Raw genomic sequence first — 21736 nt, 5'->3', positions numbered from 1 at the left:
AGGCGCAACATCATGACATTTGAAGAATTGAATCTGGCTCCGGCCATTCTGAAGGCCGTGCTCGAGCAGGGCTACGACACCCCCACCCCCATCCAGGCCCAGGCGATCCCCGCCGTGCTCAAGGGCGTCGACCTGCTGGGCGGCGCCCAGACCGGCACCGGCAAGACCGCTGCCTTTACGCTGCCCTTGCTGCAGCGCTTGTCCACCGAAGCGCGCCTGACCAACCGCCGCGGCGTCAACGCCGTACGCGCCCTGATCATGACCCCCACCCGCGAACTCGCGGCCCAGGTCGAAGAAAGCGTCCGCACCTACGGAAAATACACCGACCTCACCTCCATGGTGATGTTCGGCGGCGTCGGCATGGGCGCCCAGATTGAAAAACTGCGCCGCGGCGTCGATATCCTGGTCGCCACTCCCGGCCGCCTGCTGGACCATGCGAGCCAGGGCACGCTGGACCTGAGCCAGGTACAGATCCTGGTGCTCGACGAAGCCGACCGCATGCTGGACATGGGCTTTATCCACGACATCAAAAAAGTGTTGGCCCTGGTGCCCAAGCAGAAACAATCGCTGTTGTTCAGCGCGACCTTCAGCGACGAAATCCGTGAACTGGCCAACGGCCTGCTGAAGAACCCCGAATCCATCCAGGTCACGCCGCGCAACACCACGGTGCAGCGCATCACGCAGACCATCCATCCCGTCGGGCGAGCCAAGAAAAAAGCGCTGCTGACCCACATCATCAACGAGCACAACTGGAGCCAGGTGCTGGTGTTCACCCGCACCAAGTTTGGCGCCAACAACGTGGCCGAGCACTTGACCAAAAACGGCATCCCCGCGATGGCGCTGCACGGCAACAAGAGCCAGACCGCCCGCACCCAGGCCCTGGCCGATTTCAAGAGCGGAACGATTCGCGCCTTGGTGGCCACTGACATCGCCGCCCGCGGCATTGACATCGACGAGCTGCCGCACGTCGTGAACTACGAAATCCCGAATGTCAGCGAAGACTACGTGCACCGCATCGGCCGTACTGGCCGCGCCGGCAACAGCGGCGAAGCCGTCAGCCTGGTCTGCCTGGATGAAGAAGGCTTCATGCAGGACATCGAGCGCTTCACCAAGCAGAACATCGAAAAAGTCATCGTCCCCGGCTTTGAAGCGGAACCCGGTGAACGCGCCGAGCCGCTAGCCATGGGTCGCCAGACCATTTGGGGCGGCTTGGGCAAGCCGCCTAGCCGCGACGTGATGCAGGCTGCCGCCAAAGCAGCCCGTACTGAAATGATGCAGCGCATCCGCGATACCAAGGGGGCACAGCCCGCGCGCGGCGCAGGCGGTGGTAACGGGGGCGGCAACGGCGGCGCCCGTGGACGCGGCCCCGCCGGCGGTGGCAATGGCGGAGGAAATGGCGGCGGCCGCGGCCCGCGCACCCCCAACCCCGGCCAGCCGCGCCAGGCTTCCGGTTATTCGCAGAACGGTCAGCCGCCACGGCAGGCCCAGGCGCCGCGCCATCGCGACGACCAGCAGCCGCGCGCGCCCCGCAACGAGTCAAGGGAGCCACGCAATGACTTCGACAACCAGCAACCTGCCAGCCACGCCTCCTCCGGCTTCCCATCCTCCGGCCAGCCCACAGGCGGCAACCGCGGCAACTACCGGGGCGGCAACCGCTCCGGCGGTGGCGGCGGTTCGGGTGGCGCTGGTGGCCGGGGCAACGGGCCTCGTCGGCCAGGCGGTCCTGGCTCGTTTACTGGCCGATAAGCGCTATTCGGCGGTTCACTGTGTAGGCCGCCGTGCGCCTGCGCAGCACGACGCACGGCTGGCCGTGCACCTGACCGATTCATTCGCGGACTTCACGGCGCCGCCAGTCGATGATGTCTTCATTGCACTGGGCACCACGATCAAAACGGCCGGCAGCCAGGCAGCTTTCAGGGCCGTGGATTTCGACGCCGTGCTGGCCGTAGCCCGCGCTGGCCGAATTGCCGGCGCTACACGGCTGGGTGTGGTCAGTGCCATGGGCGCTGATTCGCACTCCGCCCTCTTCTACACGCGCGTTAAAGGCGAAGCGGAAGAAGCACTCGCACTACTGGGCTTTTCCACTCTGGTGGTGGTGCGGCCCTCATTCCTGGCGGGTGAGCGCGAGTCTTTGGGCCAGGCGCCGCGCGCCGGTGAAAAAATCGCACTCGGCCTGAGCCGGCTCCTAAGCAGGGTGATCCCTGCCAACTACCAGTCCGTTTCAGCGGAAAGCGTCGCACGTACGCTGGTTGAAGAAGTGGCCGTTCGCCGGGGCCAACACGTGGTGCTGTCGGGCGAGATGCAGCAACGCTAGGGTCTGTTCAGGCAGCTTTCAGTTGCTTGGCCGGGTCGCTCAGCTTGGGCAAACGGCGCCGCGAGCCGAGCACCAGTTCGATATCCTCGCGCGCACCGTCAATCAACACCAGAATCGCTTTTTCAGCTTTGGCCGGGTTGCGTGCAATCACGGCGTCCAGCACGGCACGATGCAGCGGGAGTGAAAGCTTGGGCCCGTCCTTGCGGCTCGTGGAAATCTCAAAGCTGGTACGCAGCAGCGCACTCAAGGCTTTGCTCATCTGGACGAGCATGCGGTTATGGGCGGCCCGCAATAGTCCCTGATGAAAGCGCAGATCATAGGTGACATAGTCGCCGCCGCCTTCAATGGCACGCTTCATGCCTGCATAGGCATCCTCGATTTCAGCGACTTCTGCGGCTGTTGCCCGCTCGGCTGCCATGCGTACGGCAGCAGGCTCCACCAGGCGCCGCAACTCAAGCAGGTCACGCAAAAATTCGGGTGTGATGCCGGCCTTGGCCTTCCAGGCGATGACGTCGGGATCGAACCAATTCCAGTGCTCCTCGGTCAGCACGCGGGTACCCACTTTGGGCCCGGTGGTGACAAGGCCCTTGGCGATCAGCGACTTGACCGCTTCGCGCACCACCGTGCGGCTCACCCCAAGCTCTTCACAAAGAATAGGCTCCGGTGGCATAGACATGCCTGCGGCATAACGCCCCGCGACAATGGCTTCCCCGATGTGGTCAACCGTGTTGCCGTGGACGTTTTTCATGGTGGCCATGGTGTTGCCTTAACCCCGCACAAACAGCGTGACCAGCGGGTCCGGCCCGACCTGGCGACTCCAGTGGCCGTGCAGGGCCGGGTCAAAGGTGGCGCCGGTCGGCAACACGTCGGCCGAGTAGAAATGCTGGCCCGGCTTGAAGATGCGGGAAACGCCGCCCTGCAGGCCGATTTCCATCTCGCCACCCAGGATGAACACCCACTGCGGGTTCGGCGTGCAATGGAACTGGCTGCGAAACCCCGGCGGGCTGTGGCGCAACTGGTAACCGCCCGAAGCAAACAACGTGGACAGCATGGCCTGCGGCGAGCCTTCGCCAAGCGGGATCGACTCATCCCGGAATTTGGCCCGACCGTCGGTATCGGTGTAAAGAATGACTTTGGGGAAAACGGTCACAAGGGACTCCGGTGAATGGATGTGAAAAGCAGGCGCCTCATGAAGTTTCGCCGCCGAAGGCGATTTGCACTTTCATGGATTGGCGCTTGTCGCCGGCGAGTGTAAAGGCATGCGTGGCCTGGTCGAAGGCGACGATGTCAGTGATGACGGGCCGCCCGTCGATGAGCCGCTGATTCAGGAAGGCCACCGCCACGGCGAATTCAGGATGGAAGCGGAAGGTGCCGCGCAACTCCAGTTCCTTGGCGACAAGGGTGTTGAGCGGCAGGGAGATATTGCCACCCAGACCCACCGTCACGATGACGCCGCGCGGCGCCACCACATCCAGGCCGGCGACCAGGGCTTTCTCATTGCCCGAGGCCTCGAACATCACATCGAACTGCCCCTTGCCGGCGGCGAAGGCCGCCAGGGCGTCGGGTTCCTGGGCCAGGTTGATGGTCTGGTCAGCGCCCATTTTTTTGGCACAGGCAAGGGGAAGCTCGGCAATGTCGGCTGCGACGATGCGGGCCGCGCCCGCGCGGCGCAGGCCGGCGATCAGCAAGGCGCCTATGGGTCCGCAGCCGGTGACCAGCACCTGCTTGCCGAACACCGAGCCGGCCCTCGAAATGGCGTGCAAGCCCACCGACAGGGGCTCGGCCAGCGCGGCCTCGGACAAGGGAAGGTCATCAGCCACCGGATGCGCCTGGGCGGCCTCTATGACCAGGGTTTCGCGGAAAGCGCCCTGGATGTGCGGAAAGCGCATTGCGCTGCCGTAAAAGCGCATGTCCATGCAATGGTTGTGCAGGCCTTGCTGGCAGAAGCGGCAAACACCGCAAGGCCGGGACGGTGAAATTGCAATGCGCTGGCCGGCGCGCAGGCCGTTGACCTCGCTGCCCACGGCTTCGACCACGCCCGACACCTCATGGCCCAGCACCATGGGCTCCTTGATACGCACCGTGCCGAAGCCGCCGTGCTGGAAGTAGTGCAGGTCGGAGCCGCAGATGCCGCCGAACGCCACCCGTACCCGCAACTGCTTCGGACCCAGGTGTTCGGTATCCAGCGCGTCAAGACGCAGGTCTAGGGGTGCATGACAGACAAGTCCACGCATGATGTTTCTCCCTGGTTGGGCGGGCAGGCGGCGGCTTCACAGCGTCGCCGTCACCCCGCCGTCGACATACAAAACATGGCCATTGACAAAGCTGGAGGCATCGCTGGCCAGGAACACGGCCGCGCCGGCCAGTTCCGCCACTTCTCCCCAGCGCCTGCTGGGCGTTCGCGCGGTAAGCCAGGCGCTGAACTGCTCGTCGGCCACCAGCTTTTCCGTCAATTCGGTCTTGAAGTAGCCGGGGCCCAAGCCATTGACCTGGATGCCATAGGGCCCCCAGTCAATCGCCATGCCTTTGGTCAGCATCTTGACCGCACCCTTGCTGGCCATATAGGGCGCGATGTTGGGCCGCCCGAGCTCGCTCTGCACCGAACAGATATTGATGATCTTGCCGCTGCGGCGCTCAATCATTTTTCGGGCTACAGCCTGCCCGACAAAAAAAACACTGTCGACGTTGGTGCGCATCAACTCATGCCAATCTTCAGCCGGAAAATCCTGCAGGGCCATGCGTCGCTGCATGCCGGCGTTGTTCACCAGAATATGGACAGGGCCTATTGACGATTCAATGTCATCTACTGCGGCCTGCGCGGCCGATGCCTGGGTCACGTCAAATACGCGCGTGTGGATAATCAATCCTTCGCTTCGCAGCGTGTTTGCAGCTCGCTCCAGCTTGAGGCCGTCGCGGCCGTTAAGCACCACGGCGGCGCCGGCCTGACCCAAACCACGTGCCAGCGCAAAACCAATGCCGCCGGAAGACCCCGTCACCAGCGCCAGTCGACCATCAAGACTGAACATGCCTGCAGCCATTGCGCCTCAATCCAGACGGGCACCGCTAGCGTCGTCAAAGACATGGCTCTTGCCGTTCGCGATTTCGAGATGAACGATATCGTCTGGCCGCACCGCTGTTCGGCCATGCATCACCAATATGACGTTGGCGCCACCGACATCGAGCAAAAGTTCAGTTTCAGCACCGGTAGGCTCCACCACAATCACCTTTGCAGGAATGCCCTGCCCGCTTGTCGACAACGAGATGTCACCGGGCCGTACACCATAGTGCACCGGCTGGCCGTCGCGCGCCTGCGAAATCGTGCCAATGGGCCACTGGTGTCCCTGCGCCTCCACCCAGGCTTGTCCGCCCGATTGGCGCAAAACGCCCTTGAACACATTCATGGACGGGGAACCAATAAATTGCGCAACGAACAAATTACCGGGGCGGTCGAACAGCTCGAGCGGCGTACCGATTTGTTCGACGATGCCATCGTGCATGACGACGATGCGGTCAGCCATCGTCATCGCCTCAATCTGGTCGTGGGTGACATAGACAGTCGTGGTCTTCAGGCGCTGGTGGAGCGCCTTGATCTCAGCACGCATGGCCACACGCAGCTTGGCATCCAGGTTGGAAAGCGGCTCATCGAACAGGAAGACCTTGGGGTCGCGCACGATGGCCCGGCCCATGGCCACGCGCTGGCGCTGCCCGCCCGACAGTTCGCGCGGGAAGCGATCCAGCAGCGGGTCCAGATTCAGGATACGGGCGGCGTCACCGACGCGCTTGTTGGTGAGTTCGGCATCAGCCTTGCGCAGCTTCAGACTGAAAGCCATGTTGTCGCGCACCGTCATGTGCGGGTACAGGGCGTAGCTCTGGAACACCATGGCGATATCGCGATCCTTGGAATCCAGCTCGTTGATGACCTTGCCGTCAATCGACATTTCACCGCCGCTGATTTCCTCGAGCCCGGCCAGCATGCGCAGCAGCGTGGACTTGCCGCAGCCCGACGGACCCACCAGTACGACGAATTCGCCGTCGGAGATGTCGAAGCTGATGCCGTGAATGATCTTGACCTTGCCGAAGGCCTTCTCGATATTGCGAAACGATACAGATGCCATGAGATTCCCGTTATTTCCTGATAAAGACCGAGTCCCAGCCAGCGCCGGGCCGCCCCAAGCCGGCTACGACCCCCGAGGGGCTGGAGCCCGCGGCTCCAAGCCTGCCTGCGCAGGCTTGGATGGGCGACAGAGGCGAAGCGTCCCGCGAGCCGCGGCCTGCAAGGCCTCGCGCAGTACACAAAGTGACAAGCGTGGGGGTCATGTTTAGCTTTTCACGGCGCCGGCCGTCAGGCCGGACACCATGTAGCGCTTGAATGTGTAATAGATAGCCGCCGGAGGCAGCGCGTAAATCAGGCCGGTGGCCATCAGCAGTTCCCAGGGCGAATCGTCGGCCGCCAGGAAATTGCCCAACGCCACCGCCAGCGTCACGCTGGTGTCCCTGGACAGCAGCAGGAAGGCGTAGAGATACTCGTTCCAGGCCAGCAGCAGCGCATAGGTGCCAACCGCCACCAGCGACGGCACCATGAGTGGCAGGTAAACCAGCCGAAACAACTGCATCGCCGTAGCGCCGTCCATCTTGGCCGCTTCGTCAAGTTCGTAAGGCAGTTTGTCGGAGGCCTGCTTGAGCACCCAGATGCAATACGGCGAGGCGATGGTCACCATGGCCAGAATCAGCGACCACTGGTGGTTGAGCATGCCGTAGTTACCCATGGTCTTGTACATGGGAACGGCCAGGAAAGCGGCGGGAATGAAGTAGGTGAAGAGCGCCATGTTCATCACCGTGCGGCCTCCGCGCACTTTGAGGCGGCTGATGGCAAAGGCTGCGGTGGTGGAAACCACCAGCGTCAACACGCCCACAGACAGCGCGATCACCAGCGAGTTGCCCAGTTGCACCCAGAAGTGGTCGAGGTAGAAATGCTTTTGCCAGAACACCGTCTCGAAATTGCTCAATGTGGGATTTTTAGGCCAGAGCCGCCCCGTCGTGGCTTCGTTTCTTGGCGAAATTGCAAACAGCACCATGTGGTAGATCGGAATCAGCGTCCACAGCAGCACCGGGATACCGATCAACAGCAGTCTGGCCTCGCGACTCACCTTGCGAAGTGTGATGCGGCTCATTTGGACAACCTTTTCATCATGAAATACACCAGCGGCAAGACGAGGGGAAGGGCCACGACAATGGACGCCAGCGACAGATCCACCTGGTCCAGGCGCAAATAGCGGATGCCGAGCGTAGCCAGCACATGGGTCAGATCGGCGGGCCCGCCGCCCGTGAGCAGGTAAACGCTGTTGAAGTCGCCCAGCGTCCAGATCATCGACAGGATGGTCGACGTCAGGTAGAGCGAGCGCATCGACGGCCAGGTGATGAACCGGAACTTCTGCCAGATGGTGGCACCGTCTACCGACGCTGCTTCATACTGCTCGGCCGGGATGGCCATACGGCCGGCAAGCAGAATCAGTGTCCAGAACGGCAACGACTTCCAGATGTGGGCCAGCATCGAAAAACACAGCGCCAGCGTCGGATCATTAAGCCAGTTGGGCCCGTCAACGCCGGTCATCTTGTAAATGAGCGTATTGATGACACCCCACTCAGGGTTGAGCATGAAGCGCATGGACAGAATGGTCGGAATCGACGGCACCGCCCAAGGCAGGATAAATACGACCGACAAGCCCTTGACCCACCAGCGCGTGTTCAGGAAAAAACCCGACAGGAATAACGCGACCACCATCTTGACGTTGACCGCCACGACGATAAACACCACGGTATTGACCAGCGAGCGGAAGAATATCGGGTCGGCAAAAAGCCGGACATAACTCTCGGGATGGCGTGCGAGCCACAAGCCATACCCTACCGGGTAAATAACGAAAACCAGAAATATCAGCAGATAGGGAATAACAAGAACCAGCCCCCACTTCTCCCATGAAGTCATGGCTCCGCGCTCTGCGCGCAAAGAGGGGCCGGCCTGGTCGATGATTGCAGTGCTCATGCTTTTGGTACGCGCGCCACCCGTCTGGGCGATCCAGTCCGGGCAGCGCGGCTTTCTTCAGTCAGCGAAAGGTCAGTTGGCCACGGTTTTGATGCGGGCAATCATTTCATCAACAGCCTTGTCCACCGGCACTTTTTCATTGATGACGCGATTGGCCGCCTTGGCCCAGACGTTCTCATTGTTCAAGATGGTGAACTTGTAGTTCTTGGTGAATTCAAAATTGACCGTGCCGTTCATGAACTGGTTGTAGACCGACTGGCGGTGCGCGTCAGCCTTCCAGAACGGACGCTGCTGCGCAGTCTTGGTCACAGGGAACCAGCGGCCCAGCGAGCCCTCCACGTAAGGCGTCAGGTTTTCCTCTTGCATCAGGAAGGACACGAACTCCTTGGCGCGGGCCTTGTTCTTGGCCTGGTTGAACACCACACCCACCTTGACGGCGGCGCGGTAAACCATCTTGCTGCCGTCGGGCTTGTTTGGGAAGCCAGCCGTGCGGATGCGCTCGGTGTAGTTCTTCTTCGCGGTCTCGCGCTCTTCGGGCTTGAGCGACGCGTTGTTCATGTCGTCCAGCCATTTCGCGGCGATCGAGATCGTGGCGTTGTGGGTCAGGATGGTGGTCTTGTTGTGGAAAGCGACATTGTTGTCCGGGTCTTTCCAGCTGGTGGACGACGGTGGCGTGCAGCCCTTGGCGTACGGCTGCGTGTAGTCAGTCAACGCACTGATCAGGCCGGCACGGACTTTCGGGTCATCAACCAGCAACTTGCCGCTGTCACTGACCAGACTCACGTTGTAGGCGTCCATGAAAGTCAGGAACGAATAAAAGGAATCGCTCGAATCCACGCCCAGCGGTTGGCCGATACCAAAGGTGCGATTGCCGCTCTTCTGGCGATAAGCCGGCTGCACCTTGTCGCACCAGAATGACCAGTAGTCCTTCCAGCCGGTAGGAATGTCGGACTCCTTGAAGCCGGCTTCATTGAGCATGTCCACCCAGTACTCGATGTGCATGGTCTGCTGCTTCATCGGAAAGGCGTAATAGGCCCGGTTCTTGGCGACGTCGTTATAGAGAAAGGCGGTTTCAACCGTGTTGGGCGCAAAACGCGCACGCATGGGGTTGATCACGCTGCTGATGTCTTCGAGCTTGCCGTCAAAGGCCCACTTGCCTGCAACCTGGAAGTCATAGACGTCGGCATAAGCCACATCGGGCGGACTGCCGGAGTCAAGGGCCGCGACGGTTTTCGGGATCATGTCCTGCACCGGGTACTGCGACAGCTCGATCTTGACGCCTTTGTGCTTGTCTTCGTACTTCTTGATGGCAGCGAAAAGTGCGTCATCTTCGGCCTTGTAAAAGCCCTTGACCCACCAGACGGTGAGCTTTTCCTGGGCCACAGCCTGCCCGGCTGTCACCAGGCCTGCCGCGACCATCGCGGTGGCAAGGATTGTCTTGAGTCTCATTTGGCTTGTCTCCTCTGCGGGTTAATTGTTTAGCTGGCAAAACGGCGCCTGCGTTCCTTGACGCATTGTTATCATATGATGTTTAACCGAAGTGTTTTCTATGGAAAACCCGAAGCACCAAGGCTCGTTGGCCCCCCTTTCAATGCCATTCCGGTACAGGGGTGAGGAGGGGTTGCCCTTCAAAGTGCGCCTGCAGATTGCTGACCGCCAGATTGGCCATCGCGTGGCGCGTCTGCACAGTGGCACTGGCCATGTGCGGGGTCAGCACAACATTGTCCATGGACCACAACGCCTCCAGGGGATGCGGCTCCTGCTCGAATACATCGAGGCCCGCGCCGGCGATGACGCCATTCTTTAATGCACCCACGAGAGCGGCCTCATCCACAACAGACCCACGCGCCACATTGATCAAATAACCCGCAGGGCCCAGCGCTTTCAGTACATCTGCATTGATCAGATGGCGGGTGCCGACTCCGCCCGGCGTAATGACCACCAGGAAGTCCACCGCGGCAGCCAGTGCCTGTGCCGTCGGGTAAAAGCTGTAAGCAAGTTCAGGCTTGGCGCTGCGGCCGGTGTAGGCAATCGACATGCCAAAGGCTTCAGCCCGGCTGGCGATAGCCTGACCTATCCGCCCCAACCCGACAATTCCCAGGCGAGCACCCGAGACTTTGCGTGCAAGCGGCATGGGTCCTTCTTTCGCCCAGCGCCCGGCCCGCACATAACGGTCGGCCAGCGGTATGCGCCGTGCCACTGACAGCATGAGACCCAGGGCCAGGTCGGCGACCTCGTCATTCAGTACCCCAGGGGTGTGCGTCACCGGGATACGGCGTTCCAGTGCGCTGGTGACGTCGACGCCGTCATAACCCACACCCATGATGGAAATGATCTCGAGTGCGGGCAACTGGTCCATCAATGCGCGCGGCACCCTGGATTCGCCGCCACCGGCAACGCCGCGTATGAGGGATGCAACTTTGGCAAAGGCCGCCGGGTCGCTTTCATGCAGCCTGTCGTGCACCTCAAAGGACGCCTGAAGCGGCTCCATCAGAAAGGGCGGGAGCTTGGCAACAGCAAGGATATGCGGACGGACGGAAGGGCCGGATGGCGGGGCAGACAAGGGGCGAACTCCTGCGGTCATGGTTTTCACTAAGATTTAGAATCAATGGTATGACGATAATATGTTTGAAAATTAAGGACTTTCCCGAATGAGCGATTCAGCCAAGAAAAAATTGCCCCACGAACTCCGCAGCCAGCAATGGTTCGGCAGGCAAGACCGCGACGGTTTTGCTTACCGCAGCTGGGTCAAGGGCAAGGGCGTGCCACATGACCAGTTTGACGGCCGTCCGGTCATCGGCATCTGCAACACCTTCAGCGAACTGACTCCCTGCAACTCGCATTTCCGCACCATTGCAGAGCAGGTCAAGATCGGTGTCTATGAGGCAGGCGGCTTTCCGCTCGAGTTTCCGGTGATGTCGCTGGGCGAGACGCTGTTGCGCCCCACCGCCATGCTCTACCGCAACCTGGCCAGCATGGACGTGGAAGAAAGCATTCGCGGCAATCCGATCGACGGCGTCGTGCTGCTGATGGGTTGCGACAAGACCACTCCCTCACTGGTCATGGGAGCATCCAGCGTCGACCTGCCTACGGTGGGTGTCAGCGGTGGGCCCATGCTCAGTGGCAAATGGCGTGGTCAGGAGTTGGGCTCCGGCACCGGCGTCTGGAGCATGAGCGAGCAGGTAAGGGCCGGTACGCTCAAACTTGCCGAGTTTTTTGAGGCCGAAAGCTGCATGCACCGCAGCCACGGCCACTGCATGACCATGGGCACGGCATCAACGATGGCCAGCATGGTCGAGGCGCTGGGCATAGGCCTGCCCGGCAACGCCGCATACCCGGCGGTGGATGGCAGGCGCAATGTACTGGCCCGCATGGCCGGGCGCCGTGCCGTCGAAATGGTGCACGAAGACCTCACGCTGTCGAAAATCCTCACGCGCGAAGCATTTGAAAACGCCATCAAGACACTGGCCGCGATCGGTGGATCGACCAACGCCGTCATTCACCTGATTGCCATCGCCGGGCGAATCGGCGTGAAGCTGACGGTCGATGACTTTGACCGCCTGGCCAGCGAACTGCCCTGCCTGGTCAACCTGCAGCCCTCCGGAAAATACCTGATGGAAGACTTCTGTTACGCCGGCGGCCTGCCTGTCGTGATGAAGGAAATCGCGCAGCACCTGCACACCAGCGCCATCACGGCCAACGGCAAAACCATCGGCGAGAACATTGCTGATGCGGAAAACTACAACACCGATGTCATCATGCCGCTCTCCACGCCCTTCAAGGACAAGGCCGGCATCGCCGTGCTGCGCGGCAACCTGTCGCCGCGCGGCGCGGTCATCAAGCCCAGCGCGGCCACGCCTGCACTCATGGTGCACAAGGGCCGTGCCGTGGTGTTCGAAACCATTGAAGATTTCCACGCACGCATCGACGATGAAAACCTGGACATCGACGAGAACTGCGTGATGGTGCTGAAAAACTGCGGGCCCAAGGGCTACCCCGGCATGGCCGAAGTCGGCAACATGCCGCTGCCGCCCAAGGTGCTGCGCAAAGGCATCACCGACATGGTCCGCATCAGCGACGCCCGCATGAGCGGAACAGCGTATGGCACCGTGATATTGCACACAGCCCCTGAAGCCGCAGCAGGCGGACCGCTGGCCCTGGTGCAAAACGGCGACATCATCGAACTCGATGTGCCCAACCGCAGGCTGCACCTGCATGTCAGCGACGAAGAGCTTGCCAGGCGCATGACCACTTGGAAAGCACCCGAGCCACCGCTGTCTTCGGGGTACTGGAAGCTGTACATCGACCACGTGCTACAGGCCGACGAAGGTGTGGACCTGGATTTTCTGGTGGGCAAGCGTGGCTCTTTCGTGCCGCGCGACAATCACTGAGAATCAGCAGACGCTGCTTGTACGGCCATCCCTTTCGGGGTACAGCGCGGGTACGGCGCCGCGACCGGGCCGCGGGTAACATGGAGGCTTCAAACGCGGGTATTTTCTTCTGGAAATTTCCGCGTTACGACCCACCGCGCCCGCGCGCCAATCAAGGCCTTGAGGCGCGCATGCTGCTACCTTTTCGGGACAGCAAAGGATGCCAGAAAGTTCTATGCAAGCCAGAAAATTCGATGTCGTCGCGCTCGGCGAAGCAATGGTGGAGTTCAACCAGACCCAGGCTGGCCAACCCAACTACCTGCAAGGCTTTGGCGGGGACACCAGCAATGCCGTGATTGCCGCCGCGCGCGCGGGCGCCATCGCAGCTTATTTAACCCGTTTGGGCGGTGACACTTTCGGCCAATCACTGATGACCTTGTGGGCCACAGAAAACGTTTCGACGACCGCAGTCCAGCAAGATCCGGAAGCCAGCACCGGCCTTTACTTCGTCACACACGGCAAAAATGGACATGAGTTCAGCTACCTGCGTGCGGGCTCCGCGGCCAGCCGCATGACCCCTGCCTGGCTGCACCAAGGCGGCGCCGCACAGGCCGTGCGTGAAGCCAAGGTCCTGCATGTGTCAGGCATCTCGCTGGCGATTTCCGCCAGTGCCTGCGACACAGCGTTTGCCGCGATGAAACTGGCCAAAGAGGCCGGTACCCTCGTGTCGTTTGACTCCAACCTGCGGCTCAAGCTCTGGCCGCTGGACCGGGCGCTTGCCTGCACCCGCCACGCCGTTTCACTGTGCGACATTTTCCTGCCAAGCCTGGAAGACATCACCACCCTCAACGGCATGACAGACCCCGACGCGGTGACGGACTGGGGCCATGCCCTGGGCGCCAAAACCGTGGTGCTCAAGCTCGGCGGCGACGGCGCGCTGGTCAGCGACGGCACGCGGCGCGAGCGCGTGCCCGTGCACAACGTGAAGCTGGTGGATGCCACCGGCGCAGGCGACTGCTTTTGCGGCAACCTGCTGGCGCGCATTGCGGCGGGCGATAACGTCTTTGATGCGGCCCGTTATGCCAATGCAGCGGCCGCCCTCACGGTGCAGGGCTACGGCGCGGTCGCTCCGCTGCCGCGTCCCGAACAGGTCAGGGCCCTGCTGTGAGCCGCCTTCTGGCAGTCGACTGGGGCAGCTCTTCATTGCGCGGCGCGTTGATCGACGGCGCCGGCACAGCCCTGGACGAGCGCTCCTTCGCACGTGGCATCCTGACCGTCGCTCCCGGTACCTTTCCGGAGGTTTTTGCAAGCTGCTTTGCCGACTGGATGACGTCAGGCACGCTGTGCCTGATCTCCGGCATGGCCGGCAGCAAACAGGGCTGGCGCGAAGCGCCCTACTGCGCCTGCCCCGCCGGCTTTGACGCGATCGCCGCCGCACTGGAATGGGTGGAGCCCGGCCGCATCGCCATCGTGCCCGGCCTGAGCATAGACAAGGGCGGTGTGCCCGACGTCATGCGCGGCGAGGAAACGCAGATCTTTGGCGCCTTGCAGCTGCTGGGTCTGACGAACGCCCGGCTGGTGCTACCCGGCACACACAGCAAATGGGTCACCGTCGAAAACCGGCAGGTCACTGATTTTTCGACCTGGATGACCGGCGAGTTCTATGCGCTGCTGCGCCGCCAATCCATCCTCGCACGCATGCTGCCCGACGACGAACCCGCGCTGGACGCCGCCGCCTTCGATCAGGGCGTGGCCCATGCGCTGGCCGGCCCCGGCCTGCTGAACACCGCCTTCAGCACACGCACCCTGTCGCTGTTCCAGCGAATGACAACCGAGGCCCTGCCCAGCTACCTGTCGGGCCTGGTCATCGGCGAAGAACTCAAATCCCAGGCACTGCCACGCGGCGAGCCTGTAGTGGTGATGGGCGCCGAGGCGCTCACGGCGCGCTACGAACAGGCACTGGTCCAGATCAATGTGCCCGTGAAGCGCGTGGGCGCGGGCGCCACCTGGCGCGGCCTGCGCGCCATCGCCGATACCCTGGCCTGACCGGCGCAGTATTGCGCCTCAACCTGCAGAACACCATGAACAACGCTCACCAAAAATTTTCCCAGGCCCTCGGCGCCCTCCCCCTGGTGGCCATCCTGCGCGGACTGACGCCGGCGGAGGCCCTGCCTGTCGGCCAGGCACTCGTTGCCACGGGCTGGACGTTGATCGAAATTCCGCTCAACTCACCCCAGCCGCTGGACAGCATTGCCGCCATGGCCAGCACCTTTCCGCAGGCTTTGGTCGGTGCGGGCACGGTGCTGACTCCTGAAGCCGTACGTGACGTCCACGCCGCGGGTGGCCAGCTCATCGTTTCGCCCAATTTCAACCCGGCGGTGGTGCGCGAAGCTGTCCGCCTCGGCCTGGTGTGCCTGCCCGGCATCATGACTGCCAGCGAGGCATTTGCTGCGCTCGAAGCGGGCGCGACAGGGCTGAAGATTTTCCCGGCCGAAATGATTACCCCGGCAGTCGTGAAAGCCCTTCGTGCGGTGCTGCCCGCGCAAGCCGCAGTACTGCCGGTCGGCGGCATCACGCCTGCCAATATGGCGCCCTACCTGGCCGCGGGTGCCAACGGTTTCGGCATCGGATCGGCACTCTACAAACCAGGTTCTTCCGCCGCCCAGGTCTCCGAATCTGCTATGGAATTTATAGCTGCTTGCGCTGGTACCATAAGGGCATGAGCATGATTTCACCTACAGAAACGTCCCTGGTATCGTTCGGGCTGGCGGGCCGCGTCTGCATCGTCACCGGCGGTGCCCAAGGCATCGGCGAGGCCTGCGTGCGGCGTTTTTCGCGTGAGCAAGCGCAGGTCGTCATCGCCGATATAGACGACGCGCGCGGCACGGCGCTGGCCACAGAACTCGGCGGCCTGTATGTTCATTGCGACGTGGGCGACAAAGTGCAAGTCGATGCGCTGGTTGAACAAACCGTGGCCGCGCACGGCCGCATCGACGTGCTGGTCAACAATGCCGGCATCTTCAAGGCCGCAGAGTTTCTGGACGTGACGGAAGCCGACTTCGACGCCGTACTGCGCATCAACCTCAAGGGATCCTTCCTGGTCGGGCAGGCCGTGGCGCGCGTGATGGCGGCCGCCGGCAAGGGCAGCATCATCAACATGAGCTCAGTCAACGGCGTGCTCGCCATTCCCACCATTGCCAGCTACAACGTCAGCAAAGGCGGCATTAACCAGCTCACGCGCGTGATGGCGCTGTCGCTGGCCAGCCAGGGCGTGCGCGTCAACGCGGTTGCCCCCGGCACCATCGCCACCGAACTGGCCGCCAGGGCCGTGCTCACCAGCGACGAAGCCAAGGCCAAGATCATGAGCCGCACCCCCATGAAGCGCCTGGGCGAGCCCTCGGAGATCGCCGACACGGTAGCCTACCTCGCCAGCGACGCCGCCAGCTATATCACAGGCGAAATCGTCGTGGTCGATGGTGGGCGCATGACGCTGAACTACACCGTGCCGGTGTAGCCTGGCATGCACGCGAAAGCGTGCCGGTTTTCCCCTTTCAGTTGATGTGGATCATGCAATCCACCGCGGAAGGCGCTGAAGATCACCAGAGCCTTCCAGGGGAAACTCTCCTCCAATCCAGAGGGGCTTGACCTTCCCACAGGGGGAAGGTCTACCCTTGCTCATGGGCCTGGTCCAGGTCTGCAGAACACCAAAGGAAGCCCTCCATGAACCACACCTCCCACGCCGCACCGGGAACCGCACAGGCAAACGCTCACCTGCCGCCCACCGCCCCGGACGAACTGAAAGACCCGGTCTGCGGGATGGACGTCACCACGGCATCCGCGCACCATCTTGAGCACGAGGGAAGGCCTTATTACTTCTGCAGCGCCGGCTGCCAGGCCAAATTCTCCGCAGATCCGGCGGCCTATGTCGGTGCGCTCAAAGCAGAGCCTGCGCCCGAAGCGGCGCGCGGGCCTGATGCGGGCCAGGCCGGCGGAACTCTTTACACCTGCCCCATGCACCCGGAAATCCGGCAGGACCATCCGGGCAACTGCCCAATCTGCGGCATGACACTGGAGCCCGTCATGCCCAGCCTTGACGAGGACGAAAACCCGGAACTCGTCTCCTTCACCCGCCGCTTCTGGTGGACGCTGCCGTTGAGCATGGTGGTGACGGTGCTGGCCATGTTCGGCCACCAGCTCGGCTGGTTCGACATGACTGTCCAGAGCTGGATAGAGCTGGTGCTGAGCCTGCCGGTCGTATTGTGGGCAGGCTGGCCCTTCTTTGTGCGTGGCGCGCAATCAGTCGTCCACCGCAGCCCGAACATGTGGACCCTCATCAGCCTGGGAACAGGCGCGGCCTTTGCCTACAGCGTGGTCGCCACCCTCGCGCCCGGTGTGTTTCCGGAGTCGTTTATTTCCATGGGCCGTGTAGCGGTTTACTTTGAGGCGGTGGCCGTGATCATTTCACTGACGCTGCTCGGCCAGGTGATGGAACTGAAGGCGCGCTCGCAAACTTCCGCCGCGATCAAGTCATTGTTGGGACTGGCGCCCAAAACCGCGCGGCGCATCAAGGCCGACGGCACCGAGGAAGACGTGCCGCTAACCCACGTGCACGTGGGAGACAACCTGCGCGTGCGCCCCGGCGAAAAAGTGCCCGTCGACGGCATCGTTACCGAGGGCGGCAGCGCCGTCGATGAATCCATGCTGACCGGAGAACCCCTGCCCGTGAGCAAGCGTCCGGGCGACAAGCTGATAGGCGCCACGCTCAACACCAGCGGCGCCCTGGTGATGCGCTCCGAGCGCGTCGGCGCGCAAACCATGCTGTCGCAAATCGTTCAGATGGTCGCGCTGGCCCAACGCTCGAAGGCACCCCTGCAGCGCATGGCCGACCAGGTGGCCGGATGGTTTGTCATGGCCGTGGTGGCCGTGGCCGTACTGACCTTTCTGGGATGGGGATTTTTCGGCCCGCAGCCGAGCTGGGTTTACGGCCTGATCAACGCGGTAGCAGTGCTGATCATCGCCTGCCCCTGTGCACTGGGCCTGGCCACGCCGATGTCCATCATGGTCGCCACCGGCAAGGCGGCCGGCCAGGGCATTCTTTTCCGCGATGCGGCGGCGATTGAACACCTGCGCACCGTCGACGTACTGATCGTCGACAAGACCGGCACGCTGACGGCCGGCAAGCCGGCGTTCGACCGCGCGATTCCCGCCACCGGCTTCAGTGCCGACGAAGTGCTGGGGCTGGCCGCCAGCCTGGATCAGGGCAGCGAACACCCATTGGCCGAGGCCATAGTAGCCGCAGCGCGCGCTCGCGGCCTGACGCTGGACACGCCAGAGAACTTCGAGTCCGCCAGCGGCATCGGCGTCAGCGGGCATGTGGCTGGTCGGCTGCTCGCGCTAGGCAATACGGCGTTGATGGCGCAAGTTGGTGTTTCGGTGGATTCGCTGCTGGCCCAGGCGGAGGCCCTGCGGGCCGAGGGCGCCAGCGTGATGCACCTGGCGGTCGACGGCCGGCTTGCGGGCCTGCTCGCCGTGGCCGATCCGGTGAAAGCCAGCACGCCCGAAGCGCTGGCAGCGCTCAAAGCCGCCGGCCTGCGCGTGATCATGGCCACAGGCGACGGCCTGACCACCGCCAAAGCCATCGCCCGGCGCCTGAACATTGACGAGGTGCACGGCGGCGTGCTGCCGGCCGACAAACTGGCACTGGTCAAGCGCCTGCAGGATGAAGGCCATATCGTTGCCATGGCCGGCGACGGCATCAATGACGCCCCGGCCCTGGCGCAGGCCAACGTGGGCATTGCCATGGGCACAGGCACCGACGTGGCCATGAACAGCGCCCAGATCACGCTGGTCAAGGGTGATTTGCGCGGCATCGCACAGGCCCGGAAAATCTCGGAAGCGACGATCGCCAACATGAAGCAGAACCTCGGTTTTGCCTTCGTCTACAACTCCCTCGGTGTACCGCTGGCCGCGGGGCTGCTCTTTCCCTTCACCGGCTGGCTGCTGTCGCCCATGATCGCGGCCCTGGCGATGAGCCTGAGTTCGGTGTCGGTGATCAGCAATGCGCTGAGGCTGCGCGAAAAGCGTTTTTAACCGGTGCTTAATCAGGGCTGACTTCGCCCGGTTTGATTGCTAAGCTGCAATGACAAGGCGTCACTCCGACGCCAGCCAGACTGGGGTCACCATGGCCACGATCTACAAGGAATTCACCGTCGACGCCGGCATAGACAGCGTCTGGGACGCGCTGCGCGATTTCAACGCTGTGCACCGGCGCCTTGCGCCGGGCTTCGTGGTCGACTGCAAGCCCGGCGAAGGCGGCCGCACCGTAACCTTTGCCAACGGCATGGTTGCGCACGAAGTGCTGGTGGGCATCCATGAAGGGATGCACCGCCTCAGCTACACCGTGGTCGGCGGCAAGGCCACCCATCACATGGCTTCGGCGCAGCTGTTTACCGAGGGCGAAAACCGCACCCGCTTTGTCTGGATCACCGACGTGCTGCCCGATGCGCCGGGGGAATACATCGACGTGATGATGACCCAGGGCGCGGCGGTGATGCAGCAGGCACTCGGCAGGCCGGCCGTTTGAATTCAGGCCGGGCGCTTGGCCAGCAAGGCCCAGACACCCGCCGTGGACAGCAGCGAGCCGCCCGCGAAATTAAAACGCCGCTGCGCGCGCGGCGAGGCCAGCAGTGTGCGGGCCGAAGTGGCAAACACCGCGTACAGCGTGGCGTTCAGGCTGGCCATCAACACAAAGGTCACCGCCAGCACCCAGAGCTGTCGCGTCACGTCGGCGCCGGGGTTAATGAACTGGGGCAAGAAAGCCACAAAAAACACAATGCCCTTGGGGTTGAGTGCGGTGACCAGGTAGGTATTGCCGAACAGCCTCCACAAGGAGCCCGGCGCCTCGGGCGCTGCGGTCTGCATGGGCGAAATTCCGGCGCGCAGGAGCTTGATGCCCAGGTAAAGCAAATACAGGCCGCCCGCCCACTTGACTACCGTGAACCAGAAGGCCGAGGCCGCGAGCAAGGCGCCCAGGCCGAACAACGAGACCACCAGCGCCGTCGAGTCACCCAACGCCACGGCGGCCACCAACGGAATGTTGGCACGCTTGCCGTGCGCCATCGAGTAGCTGATGACCGTCAGGATGGTCGGGCCCGGGATGATGAGCAGGACGACGGTTGCGGCGACGAAAGCGAGCCAAAGCTGGATGGACATGGTGCGTTGTTCCGAAGTTGTGGATCGGTGAGAGGGAGCGTGCGTCATGATACTGCCGGGCTGCCAAAGATGAGTCACCTCACGCGCACCGCCCTGCCCGCATCTGCCTAAAATTGCCCATGCCTTCCGCCACCCCTCCCAAGCGCCCCAACGTTGCACCCTCGCCGGCTGCCGGCATTTTTATCGATGACACCCACACCGCGCGCTGCGCCTGGTGCCAGGCAACGCCCCTTTACCGCAACTACCACGACAGCGAGTGGGGCTTTCCGGTGGACGATGAACGCCGGCTTTTTGAAAAAATCTGCCTCGAAGGCTTTCAGGCTGGCCTCAGCTGGCTGACCATCCTGAACAAACGCGAATCCTTTCGCAGCGCGTTCGCGAACTTCGATGCCGAGCAGGTGGCCCGCTTTGACGCGCGCGACATCAAACGCCTGGTCAACGACGCGGGCATCGTGCGGCATGCGGGGAAGATTGCTTCGACCATTAACAATGCAAAGCGCGTCATCGAACTGCGCAAAGAATTTGGCTCACTGGGCGCTTTTGTCTGGCGGCTGGAGCCCGAGGCCAAGAGCCGGCCCGCGCGCATCACACATGAGGCCGTCAAAGCCATGCCGACTTCCCCCGCCTCCGTCGCCCTGTCCAAGGATCTCAAAAAGCGCGGCTGGAGTTTTGTGGGCCCCACCACGATGTATGCCTTCATGCAGGCTATGGGTCTGGTCAACGACCACATCGAGGGATGCACCAGCCGCAAGGCGGCGCTGGCCGCCCGCAAGGCTTTCACCCCGCCCAAGGTGCCGTAAGTTATAACCAGCGCGCTCGCTTGAAACGCCAGTACAGCAGCGAGCACGCCACCACAATCATGCTGATGGCCATGAGATAGCCGTAACGCCATTTGAGTTCGGGCATGGCTTCGAAGTTCATGCCCCATATGCCGGCAAACGCCGTGCAGACCGCAAAGATACTGGCCCAGGCCGCGAGCTTCTTGGTCACCTCGCTTTCCTCGATGGTCACCATCGCCAGGTTCACCTGGATAGCAGTGCCTATGGTGTCGCGCATGTTTTCGATCAGTGCGTTGATGCGCGACAAATGGTCGACCACGTCACGAAAGTAATCCTGCACACCGCTGCAAATTTGCGGAACCCGGCCGCCATAGAGTTTGCTGGCCCCTTCGAGCAGCGGCGCCACTGCGTGCTTGAGCACCATCACGCTGCCCTTGAGTTCGTAGAGCCGTTCGATGTTCTTTCGCGCAGCACCAGGCGTGAAGATTTCCTTCTCGATGAGCTCCAGCTCGGTCTCGAGTGCGTCGAGGATGGGAAAGTAGCGGTCAACCACCGCGTCCATCAGGGCGTACAGCACAAAACCCGAACCGTTGCGCAGCAACTCCGGTTCGCGCTCGCAGCGTTCACGCACGCCCAGAAACCCCTTCTGGCTGCGGTTGCGCACCGAGAGTACATAGTTTTTCCCGGTGAACACATCCACCTCGCCGACGTGGAGTTCGCCCGGCTTGTCGTTGGACTGCTCAATCAGGTGCAGTACCGAAAACAGCGAAGCGCCGTATTCCTCGATTTTCGGGCGTTGGTGGCCGTGCCGGGCATCTTCGACCGCCAGTTCATGCAGGCCGAACTCATGCTGCATTTCTTCAAGCTCTTCCGGCGTGGCGTCTTGCAACGCCACCCAGACGAAAGCATCGGGACGGCAGATGTAGTCGCTGATCTCGGTGACCGGGATGTCGGCCAGTTTGGTGCCGTTCTGGTAGACCACACAATTGATGAGCATCTGATATTTCCCGCAAGTTGGCTG

General features: G+C 62.4%; 21 protein-coding genes. 10 read left to right on the top strand and 11 right to left on the bottom strand.

Annotated features, from left to right (window positions below):
* The first annotated feature begins 12 nt into the window (after window positions 1-12).
* Window positions 13-1746 carry a DEAD/DEAH box helicase gene (locus tag AC1D13_RS01280; RefSeq protein WP_457279254.1) on the top strand — a complete coding sequence of 578 codons (1734 nt, stop codon included), beginning with the start codon at window positions 13-15 and terminating at the stop codon, window positions 1744-1746.
* Window positions 1688-2314: a Rossmann-fold NAD(P)-binding domain-containing protein gene (locus AC1D13_RS01275; RefSeq protein ID WP_457279255.1), complete on the top strand. Its 627-nt coding sequence runs from the start codon at window positions 1688-1690 to the stop codon at window positions 2312-2314. The genes AC1D13_RS01280 and AC1D13_RS01275 overlap by 59 nt, the downstream gene beginning before the upstream one ends.
* Window positions 2315-2321: 7 nt before the next feature.
* On the opposite strand, the gene AC1D13_RS01270 is transcribed toward AC1D13_RS01275, so the two are convergent.
* From AC1D13_RS01270 to AC1D13_RS01230, 9 genes are all read right to left on the bottom strand, one after another.
* Window positions 2322-3071, bottom strand: coding sequence for a FadR/GntR family transcriptional regulator (locus AC1D13_RS01270; RefSeq protein WP_457279256.1), 750 nt, complete (start codon window positions 3069-3071; stop codon window positions 2322-2324).
* A gap of 9 nt (window positions 3072-3080) precedes the next feature.
* Complete coding sequence (locus AC1D13_RS01265; protein WP_477688794.1) at window positions 3081-3464, bottom strand: cupin domain-containing protein; 384 nt, start codon at window positions 3462-3464, stop codon at window positions 3081-3083.
* 37 nt (window positions 3465-3501) lie between these two features.
* Complete coding sequence (locus AC1D13_RS01260) at window positions 3502-4548, bottom strand: L-idonate 5-dehydrogenase (RefSeq protein WP_457279258.1); 1047 nt, start codon at window positions 4546-4548, stop codon at window positions 3502-3504.
* 36 nt (window positions 4549-4584) lie between these two features.
* Window positions 4585-5340 (bottom strand): SDR family oxidoreductase, encoded by a 756-nt coding sequence (locus AC1D13_RS01255; RefSeq protein ID WP_457279259.1) that lies wholly within the window; start codon window positions 5338-5340, stop codon window positions 4585-4587.
* 18 nt (window positions 5341-5358) lie between these two features.
* On the bottom strand, window positions 5359-6429 hold the full coding sequence (locus tag AC1D13_RS01250) for an ABC transporter ATP-binding protein (RefSeq protein WP_477688793.1): 1071 nt from the start codon (window positions 6427-6429) through the stop codon (window positions 5359-5361).
* 204 nt (window positions 6430-6633) lie between these two features.
* Window positions 6634-7485, bottom strand: coding sequence for a carbohydrate ABC transporter permease (locus tag AC1D13_RS01245; RefSeq protein ID WP_457279261.1), 852 nt, complete (start codon window positions 7483-7485; stop codon window positions 6634-6636).
* Entirely contained in the window at window positions 7482-8354 is an 873-nt protein-coding gene (locus AC1D13_RS01240; protein ID WP_457279262.1) for a carbohydrate ABC transporter permease, read from the bottom strand. Before AC1D13_RS01240 ends, AC1D13_RS01245 begins: the two co-directional genes overlap by 4 nt.
* Window positions 8355-8426: 72 nt before the next feature.
* Entirely contained in the window at window positions 8427-9803 is a 1377-nt protein-coding gene (locus AC1D13_RS01235) for an ABC transporter substrate-binding protein (RefSeq protein WP_457279263.1), read from the bottom strand.
* Window positions 9804-9942: 139 nt separating this feature from the next.
* Window positions 9943-10938 carry a 2-hydroxyacid dehydrogenase gene (locus AC1D13_RS01230; RefSeq protein WP_457279264.1) on the bottom strand — a complete coding sequence of 332 codons (996 nt, stop codon included), beginning with the start codon at window positions 10936-10938 and terminating at the stop codon, window positions 9943-9945.
* Window positions 10939-11005: 67 nt separating this feature from the next.
* Between AC1D13_RS01230 and AC1D13_RS01225 the strand changes: the two genes are divergently transcribed.
* From AC1D13_RS01225 to AC1D13_RS01195, 7 genes are all read left to right on the top strand, one after another.
* A complete protein-coding gene (locus tag AC1D13_RS01225) occupies window positions 11006-12745 on the top strand; it encodes an IlvD/Edd family dehydratase (protein ID WP_457279265.1) in 1740 nt (579 codons plus the stop codon).
* A gap of 214 nt (window positions 12746-12959) precedes the next feature.
* Window positions 12960-13892: a sugar kinase gene (locus tag AC1D13_RS01220; protein WP_477666296.1), complete on the top strand. Its 933-nt coding sequence runs from the start codon at window positions 12960-12962 to the stop codon at window positions 13890-13892.
* Entirely contained in the window at window positions 13889-14770 is an 882-nt protein-coding gene (locus tag AC1D13_RS01215) for a 2-dehydro-3-deoxygalactonokinase (RefSeq protein WP_457279267.1), read from the top strand. The genes AC1D13_RS01220 and AC1D13_RS01215 overlap by 4 nt, the downstream gene beginning before the upstream one ends.
* 35 nt (window positions 14771-14805) lie before the next feature.
* The gene (locus AC1D13_RS01210) at window positions 14806-15447 is read left to right on the top strand and encodes a 2-dehydro-3-deoxy-6-phosphogalactonate aldolase (protein ID WP_477666295.1); all 642 of its coding nucleotides are present in this window, start codon (window positions 14806-14808) and stop codon (window positions 15445-15447) included.
* 2 nt (window positions 15448-15449) lie between these two features.
* The gene (locus tag AC1D13_RS01205; protein WP_457279269.1) at window positions 15450-16238 is read left to right on the top strand and encodes an SDR family NAD(P)-dependent oxidoreductase; all 789 of its coding nucleotides are present in this window, start codon (window positions 15450-15452) and stop codon (window positions 16236-16238) included.
* Window positions 16239-16444: 206 nt separating this feature from the next.
* Complete coding sequence (locus AC1D13_RS01200) at window positions 16445-18814, top strand: heavy metal translocating P-type ATPase (RefSeq protein WP_477688792.1); 2370 nt, start codon at window positions 16445-16447, stop codon at window positions 18812-18814.
* A gap of 91 nt (window positions 18815-18905) precedes the next feature.
* A complete protein-coding gene (locus AC1D13_RS01195; RefSeq protein ID WP_477666293.1) occupies window positions 18906-19307 on the top strand; it encodes an SRPBCC family protein in 402 nt (133 codons plus the stop codon).
* Between the two features lie 2 nt (window positions 19308-19309).
* On the opposite strand, the gene AC1D13_RS01190 is transcribed toward AC1D13_RS01195, so the two are convergent.
* Window positions 19310-19936, bottom strand: a complete 627-nt coding sequence (locus AC1D13_RS01190) for a LysE family translocator (RefSeq protein ID WP_477688791.1) — start codon at window positions 19934-19936, stop codon at window positions 19310-19312.
* Between the two features lie 119 nt (window positions 19937-20055).
* On the opposite strand from AC1D13_RS01190, the gene AC1D13_RS01185 reads away from it, so the two are divergent.
* Complete coding sequence (locus AC1D13_RS01185; protein WP_477688790.1) at window positions 20056-20736, top strand: DNA-3-methyladenine glycosylase I; 681 nt, start codon at window positions 20056-20058, stop codon at window positions 20734-20736.
* A gap of 1 nt (window position 20737) precedes the next feature.
* On the opposite strand, the gene AC1D13_RS01180 is transcribed toward AC1D13_RS01185, so the two are convergent.
* Window positions 20738-21712 carry a magnesium and cobalt transport protein CorA gene (locus tag AC1D13_RS01180; RefSeq protein WP_457279273.1) on the bottom strand — a complete coding sequence of 325 codons (975 nt, stop codon included), beginning with the start codon at window positions 21710-21712 and terminating at the stop codon, window positions 20738-20740.
* Between the last annotated feature and the right edge of the window lie 24 nt (window positions 21713-21736).

The sequence above is a fragment of the Polaromonas sp. P1_E12 genome, assembly GCF_056405975.1.
The sequence above is the reverse complement of the archived record's forward strand: the minus strand, read 5'-3'. Positions and strand labels throughout refer to the sequence as shown.